This window comes from Vibrio sp. 070316B, from assembly GCF_013114115.1.
Lineage (GTDB): Bacteria > Pseudomonadota > Gammaproteobacteria > Enterobacterales > Vibrionaceae > Vibrio > Vibrio chagasii_B.
Genome location: NZ_VTYC01000055.1, coordinates 1 through 12228 on the forward strand (window position 1 = coordinate 1; position 12228 = coordinate 12228).

Annotated in this window: 11 protein-coding genes; 10 read left to right on the plus strand and 1 reads right to left on the minus strand. The window is 44.0% G+C overall.

Features of this window, described 5'->3' with window-relative positions; translation table 11 throughout:
• The first annotated feature begins 327 nt into the window (after positions 1-327).
• The 3 genes from vpsR (at position 328) to F0251_RS23825 (ending at position 3016) form a co-directional block, all read left to right on the plus strand.
• Positions 328-1662: a cyclic-di-GMP-binding transcriptional regulator VpsR gene (vpsR, locus tag F0251_RS23815; RefSeq protein ID WP_061033348.1), complete on the plus strand. Its 1335-nt coding sequence runs from the start codon at positions 328-330 to the stop codon at positions 1660-1662.
• 586 nt (positions 1663-2248) lie between these two features.
• A complete protein-coding gene (locus F0251_RS23820; RefSeq protein WP_008224444.1) occupies positions 2249-2500 on the plus strand; it encodes a hypothetical protein in 252 nt (83 codons plus the stop codon).
• 204 nt (positions 2501-2704) lie between these two features.
• Positions 2705-3016: a DUF6482 family protein gene (locus F0251_RS23825; RefSeq protein ID WP_061033347.1), complete on the plus strand. Its 312-nt coding sequence runs from the start codon at positions 2705-2707 to the stop codon at positions 3014-3016.
• Between the two features lie 48 nt (positions 3017-3064).
• On the opposite strand, the gene mutH is transcribed toward F0251_RS23825, so the two are convergent.
• A complete protein-coding gene (gene mutH / locus F0251_RS23830) occupies positions 3065-3730 on the minus strand; it encodes a DNA mismatch repair endonuclease MutH (protein ID WP_061033404.1) in 666 nt (221 codons plus the stop codon).
• Positions 3731-4346: 616 nt separating this feature from the next.
• On the opposite strand from mutH, the gene rppH reads away from it, so the two are divergent.
• The 7 genes from rppH (at position 4347) to F0251_RS23865 (ending at position 11865) form a co-directional block, all read left to right on the plus strand.
• Entirely contained in the window at positions 4347-4865 is a 519-nt protein-coding gene (rppH, locus tag F0251_RS23835; RefSeq protein WP_004739545.1) for an RNA pyrophosphohydrolase, read from the plus strand.
• A gap of 2 nt (positions 4866-4867) precedes the next feature.
• Positions 4868-7117, plus strand: a complete 2250-nt coding sequence (gene ptsP / locus F0251_RS23840; protein WP_116870032.1) for a phosphoenolpyruvate--protein phosphotransferase — start codon at positions 4868-4870, stop codon at positions 7115-7117.
• Between the two features lie 8 nt (positions 7118-7125).
• Complete coding sequence (locus F0251_RS23845; RefSeq protein ID WP_171731954.1) at positions 7126-7917, plus strand: sulfite exporter TauE/SafE family protein; 792 nt, start codon at positions 7126-7128, stop codon at positions 7915-7917.
• Positions 7918-7972: 55 nt separating this feature from the next.
• Positions 7973-8794, plus strand: coding sequence for a prolipoprotein diacylglyceryl transferase (gene lgt / locus F0251_RS23850; protein WP_008221585.1), 822 nt, complete (start codon positions 7973-7975; stop codon positions 8792-8794).
• 9 nt (positions 8795-8803) lie between these two features.
• On the plus strand, positions 8804-9655 hold the full coding sequence (locus tag F0251_RS23855) for a thymidylate synthase (protein WP_061033344.1): 852 nt from the start codon (positions 8804-8806) through the stop codon (positions 9653-9655).
• 123 nt (positions 9656-9778) lie between these two features.
• Positions 9779-11173 carry a winged helix-turn-helix domain-containing protein gene (locus F0251_RS23860; protein ID WP_171731955.1) on the plus strand — a complete coding sequence of 465 codons (1395 nt, stop codon included), beginning with the start codon at positions 9779-9781 and terminating at the stop codon, positions 11171-11173.
• Between the two features lie 215 nt (positions 11174-11388).
• Positions 11389-11865, plus strand: coding sequence for a hypothetical protein (locus F0251_RS23865; protein WP_061033342.1), 477 nt, complete (start codon positions 11389-11391; stop codon positions 11863-11865).
• Positions 11866-12228: the final 363 nt, after the last annotated feature.

Here is a 12228-nt window from a genome sequence, read left to right on the forward strand (position 1 = left end):
CCATCTAAGTATTGCTTAGCAATGATACATTTTAGCTCTCGGCTATATTTGGACATAAAAAGACCCCCAATAATTGGTGTCCAACTATTGGGGGTCAGTTCATTCGGGTGGCTTTTTCTGTTTTTAGAGCTCAAAACCTAGTCTGTACCGCACTCTTGATTCGAAAAATCACTATTTCTGACATAGTCTTACTATTGAGACATAAAATCTAAGATAGTCTCACTACTATACGTCTCTGCGCTGAATACGATCTCGTGGCATCTAGTCGAACGAAAAGCGATGAGTCGTATTAGTCTGATTTAAATAAAAATAGAATAAGGAAGAAGGATGGGAACTCAATTTAAGATGGATTCCTTACCAGGTTCTCTTATCGTCGTTGGTGGTGCGTACGAACCCTGGTTATCTGTATTAGAACAAGTGGGTTGGCAGTGTACCCAGTGTGCTGACTTGCGAAAAGCGGATGCCTTGATTGCTGATATTGGCCCATGTATTGGTATTGTCGATCTCAGCCATGATGAATTCAGTCTTAATGGTATTGCTAACCTTGTGAGTAACAATAAGCAAGTACGATGGCTCGCTTTTATCCGTGAATCGCAATTAAGCTCTGATACGATCTGCCAATTTATCGTTAACTTCTGTATCGACTTTTTCACGGCACCTATCCCTGATGCTCAGCTATTGAGTACGATTGGACATCAGTTGGGAATGCTCAAGTTAGAACAGAAAGTATGGCCAAATTACGGTATCAATAACAATATGGGCTTACTGGGTGACTCAGTGGCTGTGAAGCGCTTGAGAGATCAAGTAAAGCGTATTGGTCCAACCGATGTCAGCATCCTGATTTATGGAGAGAGCGGCTCAGGTAAAGAGACGATTGCACGCTCTATTCATCAAAACTCCTCACGATCTCAAAAGCCATTTCTAACGGTGAACTGCCGTGCCTTGTCTGAAATGAGAATAGAAGCTGAGGTATTTGGAATATCAGCACAACCAACGTCTTCTCCTTGTATGCTGGAAGAGGCCGATGGTGGCACCATCTTGCTCAATGATGTTTTGGCGATGCCACGTAATCAACAGTTGAATCTGCTGCGTTTTCTACAAGAAGGCAAGATTGAGACCGCAGAAGGACCTAAGTCTGTTGATGTGAGAGTTCTGGCTGCGAACTCCTCTGATATCGAGAAAGCACTGATAGAAGGGGACTTCAATGAAGAGCTTTATCACTATATCAATGTGCTGCGCATTCATGTTCCGAGTCTGAAAGAGCGTGTAAGCGATATCTCCGTACTCGCTGATCACTTCCTACGAGAGTATTCGAAAGAGTTTAATGCTCAGGCTAAGAGTTTTTCAGACGATGCCATTCGTTCGATGAATCGCTACCACTGGCCAGGCAATGTTCGCGAATTGATGAATCAGATAAAGCGTGTTGTGTTGATGTCGGATGCAGTGATCATCGAAGATCACCAACTCGATTTACCAAAACAGAATGATGAACGACGTAGCTTGAAGAGTATTCGTGAACGTTCAGAGCGCGATGCGTTGTTAATTGTTTTGGAATCATACGGTGGTCAGGTTTCGCTGGCAGCTAAAGAACTTGGTGTATCACGGGCAACCATGTACCGTTTGTTGAATAAACACAGCCTTATTTCTGAGGGAGTTGTGTAGAACTTTCTTCTAAGTCATTCAATCTGTTCGTGTAAATTTAAGAGCCACGCATCATGCGTGGCTTTTTTGTTGCTAGTCGTTACGTTTATGTTCGAACAACTGAGAGATGAACTCTAAGTCGTTAAGAGAGATATGCTGTGATTTTATATAATCATAGTGAATATGTTATATGTAAATGAATATGCAACTTATATTTCAGGCGATTGCATTGTTTTAAAAATGTTAACCAATTAGCGGTTGAATAATATACTCACTTGGTTAGACTTTAACCGTGAAAGCAACGATTTAACAAAGAGTTGTCTGCTTTTACTTCCCCATTTCTTTTTGGATTTTTTAGTTAGCTTGGAGGCGCAAATGAAACATTTCGATTTTATACAGCACATTTGCGCGTCGTTTGATCCGTGTACTGACATGGTGACTGTTATGTCACAAATCTCAGCCATGGCCGATCGAAACACCCAAGATAAACCTAACTAATAGATCCGTATCCTTATTTGGCTGCGGAAAAATAGCAGCTAAGTGAGAAGCCCTCATACTATCTAACACGCTATTTTTCCTCAGTTGACTCAACAACTGGAGAGTTATTATGCGTCACTCAGTATATTTAAAATTAGCAACAGTCCTTATCCGTGCCGATCTTCGTCGTGAAGAGCGGGAATGGCAGCGAAAAGTACGTCGTAGTTCACTAGACCTACCTTGGCACAACACTCATTTGCTAAGAGATATTGGCCTTGAAGCCGATGGTCGTCCAATTGGTTTCTCTGAGCCTGAAGTTGTCACCATTGAACGTCGCGTTCGTCATCTTCGTCGTGTTCTTAGCGCGCGAATACCGACGTAATCTTTCGGGGTTGATCGCACCTTTCAACCCCTTAAATCATTGACGGTGATAGTTAGGTGTCAAAAGTGAGCGCTTTTGAACTAGAACTGGACAAAAAAGAGAAGCATTGGCTTCTCTTTTTTGTTTTTTTAATCGATAAAAATCAACGTGCCCTAGTAAAGAAATAGAGTTCTACTAAGCTATAGAGAGCAAGGGAGGCCGGTTATGCAAAAGCATCAGTTAGACATGTGGCTACATGGAGAGCACAAAGACTCGTATCAAATCCCCAAAGTGTACGTTATTGGCTGTTCCGATATCTCGGAATATCTGCTGGCTGTGGAGTACAAACATAAGCTTGAGCCGGTAAAACAAGATGGTGAGCCACTTCACTTTGGATCTTTGGATCAAGTGAAAGAGGAGTTACTCCGGCTAGGGTTTGAAAAGGCCTATCTTCGCTTGCACAATGCTTATGACGAATTTGGCAGTGAGCCAAGTCAAAGCTACTGTGATATCGAATTAGCGTTGAAACCTCATTGATCAAAGAACGTAACTCACTGATATTGTTTCGTACTAATGTTTATTGGGCTATGCGTAATGCGTCGTCAGCAAGTTGTGAGTAAATTGAGTTCGCAAATAAAACCCACGAGGCTTGGTCTTGATGGGCTTGCCACTGGCTCCATAAGCTTCAGTTAACACGCGACTGTTTGCGGCCTTTGGACGTAAGTGTAGGGCTTCTCCATGCCTTGCCGTGATCTGTTCAACGTTCCCTAAAACGATCAACTCCATCAACTCTTCCCAGTCTCTCTTTAGGAGTTCGTTCTCAGCTTCACTTGGTGTCCATAGTAGTGGTGATCCAACGTGACGTTCTGCCAGCGGGATTTCTCTTTCCCCTTCTACAGGGATCCACAACACTTTAGACAGTTTATTGCGAACATGGCTGGTTTCCCATGTCAGTCCTTGCACTCCCATTAATGGCGCCACACAAACAAAGGTGGTTTCAAGTGGCTTACCAGAATAGCCAATCGGAATACTCTTTAGCTCGATGCCTAGCTTCGCGAAATCCTGTTCTGGTTTACTGCCAGCAGGTGCTCCTAAGTGCCATTCTAACAGTTGCCCAACCCAGCCTTTGTCTCGCTTAAGATCGTTTGGCATGTCCATCTCTGCTTCATCAGCGAGCTCTCTGAAGGTCATCCCGGCAATCGCGTAAGCTCTGTCTAACAACTCTTGTTGTGTTTGTGGTTCTGGTTTCATAATAAAAGGCATGATCAAAAAAATGATTTTATCAGAAGTTATCACCAAATGACGACTGGTTAAGAAATGATCTCCTAGTCGAAGAAGGGATCAAACTTAGGGTTATCCACAGGACATAAAGGTAATTAATTGAAATATTAATTTAGTGGATAAATAAACAGGGGTTTTTGGTGGATAAAATGCTTGCTAAATGGGGTGTAAAATGAATCTTTCACTTGGTAGTGTGGATAAACACCGGGGTGGTTGATCTTTGAGCAGCTTGTGTTTTTAAAAGATCTTTTGTGTTTTGACTGTGCTTTGATTTTTTATTTTTATTTTAAGGTGTTGATTTTTAATGTTTAAGTTTTTGTTTTTCTAGTGGGCTGGTTTTAGTGTTGATGAATCTATGGATTAAATAAAACGATTGCGGCTAATTCTTCACATAGTTATTCACAGAAAAGGTGAATAAATGTGGTCTAGGTCTCACTATTGTGTGGGTAACTCGAATTTGAGCAAAACTTATCCATATTTGCAGATAATATTCATAAATATAGCGCTTATCACGTCACTAAGTTTGCTCCAATTGGGGATATGTGGAAAAATCAGTGTAATTAAAAATTTAGATAGAGGTTGGCCAGTGATAGATGGCGATGGTTACCGATTAAATGTTGGTATTGTAATCTGTAACAACCATGGTCAGGTCTTCTGGGCTAAACGATACGGGCAACATTCATGGCAATTCCCTCAAGGGGGAATAGATGAAGGTGAAACTCCGGAACAGGCAATGTACCGTGAGTTGTATGAAGAGGTTGGCCTTACTAAAAAGGATGTAAAGATCGTCGCGACAAGTCGTCATTGGTTACGCTACAAGCTACCCAAACGACTGGTTCGGTGGGATTCTAAACCTGTCTGTATTGGACAAAAACAGAAGTGGTTCCTTTTACGCTTAGATTGCGATGAATCGCGTATCAATATGCAGCGTGGGAGTACACCTGAGTTTGATGGTTGGCGTTGGGTGAGTTACTGGTACCCAGTTCGACAAGTAGTTTCTTTTAAGCGAGATGTTTACCGTCGAGCGATGAAAGAGTTCGCATCTTTAGCAATGCCGTTTAAAGAGCGAAAAACAAAAGGAAAACGCAAATTGCGTAGAGGTTAAGCATGCTCAGTCAACTAAGGGAAATAGTTGAACACGTATCAAGAGTTGAAGATGTATCGACGGCACTTGATATTCTAGTTAAAGAGACATGCAGTGCGATGCAGACGGAATGTTGCACCGTGTATTTAGCCAATAATGATATGCAGCGCCTTGAGTTGATGGCAACTCAAGGCCTGATCTTTGAAGGTAATAGTATTCACATTGGTTTCGACGAAGGCTTAGTTGGCCTCGTGAAACGAAGTGCTGAACCTATTAACCTTGCACAAGCGTCTGCTCACCCTGCTTATAAGTTTTTTCCAGAACTTGGAGAAAACATTTACCACTCTTTTCTTGGTACTCCTATTATCCATCGCAAGCAAGTGCTTGGCGTATTGGTTATTCAACAAAAAACACCTCGTTTATTCAGCGAGATGGAAGAGTCATTCCTCGTTACGCTCTCAGCTCAACTTGCGGTTATTGTCGCGCACGCTCAAACCCAAGGTCATTGGCTGTTGGAACAACAAAAGCTGCCAGGCATCAAAGGTATTGCTGCTTCATCTGGGGTAGCGATTGGTGATCTGTGGTGGGACAACACCCAACCTGAATTAACGGATGTGTATCCTGCTTCGACGCTCAATATCGAGCGCGAGCAAGAGTTATTGGCAGTGGCGGTTGAGAATGCCCTCAATGACTTCAAGCGCATGCGAAAGCGCTTAGACAGTGAAATCAATAAAGACGCATTGGCGATCTTTGACCTGTTTACGCACTTACTCAACGATCCTATGTTGCGTAAGGATCTAAAAAGCCAGATTCAGAAAGGCGATAAAGCGGACTGGGCACTAAGGCAGGTGGTTGAGAGCTATTCCAATCGCTTTGCTCGTATGTCGGATGTGTATCTGCGTGAAAGAGCACAGGATATCCGAGAGCTCGGTCAAAGGCTGTTGTACTTCCTTCACAACTCTGAGTATGAGCTACGTACCTTAGATAAGCCGATTATTCTGGTGGTTCGTGAGTTAACCGCTTCAGTATTAGCGTCGATTCCAAAAGAGAAGCTGTTGGCAGTGATCTCTTTGGAAGGGGCGGCGAACTCGCACGCTGCTATTTTATCTCGCGCGCTTGGTATTCCTTCGGTGATGGGGGTTAGCATTAACCTCGAGCAAGCGAATGGTAAGCAAGCCATCGTCGATGGTTATAGTGGCGAGATCTTTATCGAGCCGACCAAGAACCTGCTCAAAGAGTATCGCGGGCTGATTCTTGAAGAGAGTGAGCTCTCCTCAATGGTCAATCGCGAGCTGTATCTACCTGCGAAAACCCAAGATGACCAACAGGTCGAAATCCTACTTAATGCAGGTTTGAGTGCTGATACCAATATTGCCATCAACCAAGGTGTAGATGGCGTTGGTTTGTACCGAACGGAAATCTCGTTCTTGTTGCAACAACGTTTCCCATCAGAGGATGAACAGTTCAAGCAGTATCGCTCTGTGCTTTCGAGCTACCCAAATAAGCAGGTGGTGATGCGTACGCTCGATATTGGTGGTGATAAGGCATTACCTTACTTCCCAATCGAAGAGGACAACCCCTTCCTTGGCTGGCGTGGTATCCGTTTTACGCTGGATCATCCAGATATCTTCATTATTCAACTGCGTGCCATGCTACGTGCGAGTTGTGAAAGCCATAACTTGAGCATTCTGCTACCGATGATTTCGGGCGCTCAGGAGTTGGATGACGCCCTGCAGTTGATTGAGCAAGCCTATGATGAAGTGCATGAACTTGATAATCGAGTACGGATGCCCCGTATCGGTATCATGATTGAAGTGCCTTCGATGCTCTACTTGTTACCACTGATTGCCGACAAGGTCGATTTTGTTTCTGTCGGTACTAATGACTTAACCCAATATTTATTGGCCGTTGATAGGAACAATTCCCGCGTCTCTGATGTCTATGAATCTATGCACCCGGCAGTGATCATGGCATTGAAACAAATTCATGATACTTGTAAGCAATATCAATTACCTGTGTGTATTTGTGGCGAGCTAGCCGGTGATCCAATGGGCGCATTGTTACTGCTTGGGTTGGGGTATCAGACGTTAAGTATGAACACCTCGAATGTTGCTAGAACCAAATATTTGATTCGCCAATCTAACTTGAGCGAATTACAGGATTTGGCAAATAAGGCACTTTCAAAGCCGTATGGCAGTGACATCTATAGTATGATGCTGAACTATTTCGAAGAGCGTGAATTTACAGGCTTCATTCGAGCAGGTAAAAAATAGGAATTAACGTGTCATATGAACTCATAGGCTTGCTAGCAGGCCTTGGTGCTGTTGTTGGTGTTTTAGCTGGCTTGCTGGGTATTGGCGGTGGGTTGCTGGTGGTTCCGGCATTACTGTTCTTGCTCCCGAAAGCGGGTATCCCTCAAGAGTTTGCAATGCAAATGGCATTAGCGACCTCGCTATCTACCATTATTGTTACGTCAGGATCGTCTGCGATTAACCACTTAAAGTTGGGTAACGTTGAGATATTTGTCGTTAAATGGTTAATGCCAGGGGTTGTGGTTGGCGGTTTTCTCGGTTCTTTTGTAGCTGACGTTATTCCTTCTCAATACTTACCTAAAGTTTTTGGTGTGATTGTGTTAGTGCTAGCACTGCAGATGCTGTTGTCGATTCGCTCTAAGAGCCAAAAAGCGATGCCGGGCTCTGCGACAACCATGTTATGTGGTGGTGGCATTGGTTTGGTTTCAAGCTTGGCGGGTATTGGTGGTGGGTCGTTGTCTGTACCTTTCCTTAACCATCATGGTGTGGAAATGCGCAAGGCAGTGGGCTCGTCTTCGGTGTGTGGTTTCGTTATCGCTATCTCTGGAATGTTAGGCTTTATTTGGCATGGCTCGTCTGTCGAGGGGCTGCCTCCGTTTAGCCTCGGCTATGTCTACCTGCCTGCCTTGGTTGCGATATCGTGCACATCAGTACTAACCACACGAGTGGGGGCGAAGCTGGCTACGCAATTACCAACACCAGTACTTAAGAAGTTCTTTGCGGTATTTTTAATGTTTATAGCAGCGACCATGCTGCTGTAGTGTCTTTCGTTAGCGATTGAGCTAACCGTTATTCAATTTAGATAGAGAGCCAAGTATGTCTCAGGGTTTTATTGAATTCCCAAATATCGATCCTGTTCTTATTGAACTAGGACCAATCTCAGTTCGTTGGTACGGCCTAATGTACCTTGTCGGTTTTATGTTTGCTCTTTGGCTAGCAAATCGCCGAGCTGATCAGCCGGGTAGCGGTTGGACTCGAGAGCAAGTATCAGACTTATTGTTCGCTGGCTTTCTAGGTGTGGTACTTGGTGGTCGTATTGGCTACGTGTTGTTCTACAATTTTGACCTTTTCTTAGCGGATCCACTGTATCTATTTAAAGTATGGACTGGCGGTATGTCTTTCCACGGCGGCTTGCTGGGTGTTATCACCGCAATGTTCTGGTATGCGAAAAAGAATGGTCGCACCTTCTTCGGCGTTGCAGACATGATTGCACCATTGGTTCCATTTGGTTTAGGTATGGGCCGTCTAGGTAACTTCATGAACAGTGAACTATGGGGCCGTGTTACGGATGTGCCATGGGCAATTGTATTCCCGAATGGCGGTCCACTTCCTCGTCACCCATCTCAGCTTTATGAAATGGCACTTGAAGGGATCGTGCTGTTCTTCATCTTGAACTGGTTTATTAAAAAGCCTCGTCCTCTTGGTTCTGTATCAGGGTTATTCCTTGCAGGATATGGTACATTCCGCTTCTTAGTAGAATACGTACGTGAACCAGATGCTCATTTAGGCTTGTTCGGCGGGTTTATCTCTATGGGACAAATCCTATCACTGCCAATGGTTATCATCGGTGCGCTGATGATGGTATGGGCATACAAGCGCGGTCACTACAAAGACGAATTACCACAACAAACGAAGTAAGGAATTGGTGTGAAACAGTATTTAGATCTCTGTCAGCGTATCGTTGATAACGGTACTTGGATTGAAAATGAACGCACGGGCAAGCGCTGCCTAACTGTGATCAATGCTGACCTTGAATATGATGTTGGTAACAACCAGTTCCCACTTGTCACTACACGTAAGAGCTTTTGGAAAGCGGCAGTTGCTGAACTGCTTGGCTACATTCGCGGTTACGACAACGCTGAAGATTTTCGTAAGCTAGGAACGAAAACTTGGGATGCGAATTCGAACCTGAATGAAGCATGGCTGAATAATCCTTACCGCAAGGGTGAAGATGACATGGGCCGTGTTTATGGTGTTCAAGGCCGAGCATGGGCAAAGCCTGATGGTGGTCATATCGACCAGCTGAAGAAGATTGTTGATGACCTGACAAACGGTATCGATGACCGTGGTGAGATCTTAAACTTCTACAACCCAGGTGAGTTCCACATGGGATGTTTGCGTCCGTGTATGTACAGCCATCACTTCTCTCTACTGGGTGATACTCTGTACCTAAACAGTACTCAGCGCTCTTGTGATGTACCACTAGGCCTGAACTTCAATATGGTTCAAGTGTACGTGTTCCTAGCTATCATGGCGCAAATCACGGGTAAAAAAGCGGGTGTGGCTTACCACAAGCTAGTTAACGCTCATATCTATGAAGATCAACTGGCGCCAATGCGTGATATTCAGCTAAAGCGTGAGCCTCTAGCTGGCCCTACATTCCACATCAACCCAGAGATTAAGTCTCTAGAGGATTTAGAAACTTGGGTAACAATGGATGACTTCTGGGTTGAAGGTTACGAGTGCCACGAAGCGATTAGGTACCCATTCTCGGTTTAATCGTATCCGTTTGTTTGATTGAAAGGCTGCCACTGTGCAGCCTTTTTTATTTGTGATACTTGGCTTGCTTACTATTTATAAAACCAATAATCTTGTGGGGTCTTTTCTAACTACAGAACTACTATGACTCGCTCGCATTGCTTTGTATTGCAACACGATTTTCCTATTGCTTTCTACCCTGATAAAAATCAGTTAGTGGTGGATAGCGAAGCGATTCATTTAGAGCCTTTGCAAGCTAAATTGCTGAGTTATTTCATCGAAAATCGCGGGCAAGTGGTTAGCACTCGGCAGATAGCCGCGGATGTGTGGCAAAGAACTCAAGTGTCTGACAACTTGGTCAGACAGGTCATCAGCTTGCTGCGCAGTCAGCTTCAGGATAAATCACGTCCGTATCGGATTATTCAGACCATTCCTAAGCAAGGTTACCTGTTCGATGTTGAGGTGACTCAGTCGAGCGTCGAACCAACTCCCGTTGAGGGCGTCTCTCAACCTGAATCTACCCCTTTTGTTGCTAAGTCGAAAAAGAAAACCATCGCCCTGATTACAACCGCAGTATTCTCTGTTGGCTTAATAGCAACTTGGGCGTGGCAAACCGATGTCCCAACCAGTGGCACTGCTGTTGTTTCTGCTCACCAAAGTGATGTGATTCCTGTTTATATCCATGACATAACCCTAGATTCTTCGAACGATTATGAGATGTCAGAAAGCGTCTATAACTATCTTTTCTATGGGCTGAACTCAGCTAAAAAACTATCGGGTTACCACTTTTCTCAGCTATCGAAACAGGGGAAGCAATCACTGGCTAATAATGGTGTCGAGCTCAAAGGTTGGCTTAAGCAAGAGGGGGGTGACTATGTGTTGAGCGTGCTTGTACAAAACAATCGCCAACCGAATCAAAGTCAGAAGGTGGAAAAGACCTTTAGCCAAGATAACTTCTTCGATGCCATTGGGGATGTGATTCTAGAGATCAAAGCCATTATTGCTCCTATGAGCTCAGAATACGGCGTAGCGAGTCATCGCGTGACCTCTATTGATAACTACGATGATTGGAGTGTTATCTCTGAGGGGATATCGTTGTTCTACCAAGGTAAAGGTGGTCAGCCATTTGAGGAAATAGCACTTCAGTTGGATACGATTCAACAACAAGGGCGAGATAATTATCTGGTCAATGCCTTGCTGTCGTATTCGGAATCTTTGGCTTATTTGCAAAGCCATGAGCAAGAAGATCGCGAACATGCGCTACAACTGGCAAAGCAAGCCTTCGAGATGAACCCGCGTTGTGATATCGCGAATCTAACCCTGGGTCTTGCACTGTTAATCAACCAACATGCCAACCAAGCTTTCCCTTACCTTTTTTATGCAGCCGAAAGCACACCGAGCCCAATCAGTTTTTATCTACTAAGTGTCGCTGACAAGCTGTCGGACAACCCAAAAGGTTCGCAATACAACTATCAACGCTACACCGAAGTGAAAAAAGAGCATAACGGTCAACTGTTTGATCTTATTGAATCTTTATAAAAAACAAACTTTTTCTAAATGCCTAAACTCCCACTTATGTGAAGGTGTGAGGGAGCGCTGGTGGCATGGGAGTTAGGTTGGTTTTCCCAGTCCTAATGGGCTTCTTAACATGTTTGTTTATTGTTTGTAGTCAGCCTTGATTGCCTTGCATCAAGTGTAAACACGCCGACTTCCACATACTGGTCCTCAAATCATTCATTATTTGGGGTACACACATGTTGAAGAAATTTGCTTTTCAGATCATACCGATTCAGATCTTTTTATTCGTCTTTTGGTTCAAAAATGGCTTTATCGATAAAGTGATGGGCGTGTTACTTGGCTTTGTTACACCTGATACCGCTTATGCAGGTGATACCTGGGCTGGTTGGAAAGGTTATATTGTTGGCACTTGGGATAAGAGCCAAGTCGGTCATGTTTTACTTAGCCCAACGTTCGACTTTATGTTTCCGATTCTAATTGCGTTGCAATGCGTTCCATTTTTACTGGTTATTCGCTCGGTGTTTGCCGGTGAGTTCATGGTCGGTAAAGAGCGTCCGTGGTTACTTTATGCTGCTTTCTCTTCCCTGTTTGTGACTGCTTGTATGGCGTTTACTCAAACCATCACTGGCGCGAGTGACGGACAGTATTTATGGCAATTTATCGGCTTTGGCATGGTTGCGATCATGTACCTGCGTAATGAGCAGGGTAAGTAAGCGTTTTTTAGATGCGAGTAAACGGGATTCGAGATGCGAAGAGCTAAGAGTAGAAATGAGTAAATGAGATTAGGAATACGAAAAACATACCTAGGTTTGAGTCGGCGATATACCAAGTACGACTATCACAGTTCATGTTTTTCGTTACTCGCTTACCCGTATCTCTAACCTGCTTCTGACTCTTCGTTACTCGTTTACTCGAATCCCGCATCTTTTTTTGTTTCCCGCATCTGCTCTTATAAAAGAAAAAGCCCGCAACCTGAACTGACCCCCAATAGTTGGACACCAATTATTGGGGGTCTTTTTATGTCCAAATATAGCCGAGAGCTAAAATGTATCATTGCTAAGCAATATTTAGATGGC